Source organism: Vibrio sp. OPT46 (assembly GCF_015163535.1).
GTDB lineage: Bacteria > Pseudomonadota > Gammaproteobacteria > Enterobacterales > Vibrionaceae > Vibrio > Vibrio alginolyticus.
This window is the reverse complement of record NZ_JADDYG010000054.1, coordinates 3,848-5,409: the sequence shown is the minus strand read 5'-3', so window position 1 is coordinate 5,409 and position 1,562 is coordinate 3,848. Positions and strand designations below refer to the sequence as shown.

Annotated in this window: 1 protein-coding gene and 1 pseudogene; both read left to right on the top strand. The window is 43.1% G+C overall.

Going from position 1 to position 1,562, the window contains the following annotated elements:
• Positions 1–191: hypothetical protein (locus IQR33_RS32145; RefSeq protein ID WP_228013727.1), on the top strand; the 191-nt coding region annotated here is incomplete at its 5' end.
• Positions 192–327: 136 nt separating this feature from the next.
• Positions 328–1,562 (top strand): annotated as a pseudogene (locus tag IQR33_RS02605) (S9 family peptidase); the annotation flags it as partial.

Here is a 1,562-nt window from a genome sequence, read left to right as displayed (position 1 = left end):
TTCATATCACACTATATCGATTTCCCGATGAGAATGATTTAACTTTCGAATTGATATTTGTTAAAAATAACAGCTGCTTACACAATGTGTTTTCAGCTTCCTTCAAATTGAGTAGCCAACTCGAAAATATTGAGGATTCTCACTTTTTCGGCATACCCCATAACAAAGAATGGACAACTGAAAACCACTAACAAAATGAAAGCCCAGCCCTCAGGATGAGGCCACTTGGGTGTACAATAAGGATAAAATCAGATGCGTTTCACTTTAACTACGTTGACCGTCTCGGTCGCGCTTGTCGCCGGATGCAGCAATCAAGGAACCCCCAGCATGACTCAATACTCCCAAACACAGATCGTTGCTCAACAAACTCAAGCTCCGGTTGCGAAAAAAGTCCCTCACGCGATGACTATTCATGGCGATACCCGCGTTGATAACTACTACTGGATGCGTGACGACGAACGTAAAGACCCTGAAATTTTACAGCACCTAGAGAAAGAAAATCAGTACGCAGAAACCGTTCTAAAGCACACTGAAACATTTCAAGATACGCTATTTGAAGAAATTAAAGGGCGTATCGCAAAAGACGACAACTCAGTACCGGTTCGTAAAGGCAACTACTTCTACTCCAGTGAAGTGACCGGAGATAACGAGTACGAAGTCCATTTGCGAGCTAAAGACTTTGCAGGCAAAGACAAACAAATCATTTTAGATGTCAATGAACTAGCAAAAGAACATGAATTTTTCAGTATCGGCGGCCTATACGTTAGTCCGAATGAAAACTTATTGGCGTATGGCGAAGACACATTAAGCCGCCGCGTGTACACCCTTAAGATCAAAGACCTGACAACAGGCAATTACCTACAAGATGAAATCGAAGGGGCCTCAAGCGCTGTCGCATGGCAGAACGATAACAACGCCTTTTACTACATCAAAAAAGATCCTCAGACCTTATTGGGCTACCAAGTTTATCGTCATGTATTGGGCACACCACAAAGCAACGATGAGCTGATTTTTGAGGAAACCGACAGCGCCTATTACACCTCACTAAGCAAAAGCAAAGATGGCGAAGATATTTATATCTGGCATTCGAGTACAGAAACCAGTGGGGTCTCTATCATTGATGCGAACAACCCTAAAGCAAAGGCGAAACCGTTCTATCCTCGCGAAGATGGCATTGAATACAGTATTTCTAAGCTAGGCGATTGGTACTACATTTATACTAACTATCAAGCCGTCAACTTCCGTTTGATGAAAGTTCATCAAAATGACATACATGACCGCTCTAAATGGCAAGATGTGATTGCCGCAGACGACAACACTCAACTTGTCGACTTCGAGTTATTCGATGATCACATCGTCTATGAGCAGCGCTCTAACGGCCTAGCAAGCGTCACTGTACGTCAGCTTTCAACAGGAAAAGAATTCCCCCTCACATTTAATGACGATGCGTTTGCTGCCTATTTGACAGGTAACCTAGAGCTGGATAACGAGAAAGTTCGTATTTATTACAGCAGTTTAACCACTCCAGGAACCTACTACGATTTCGATCTAACAACGGGCGG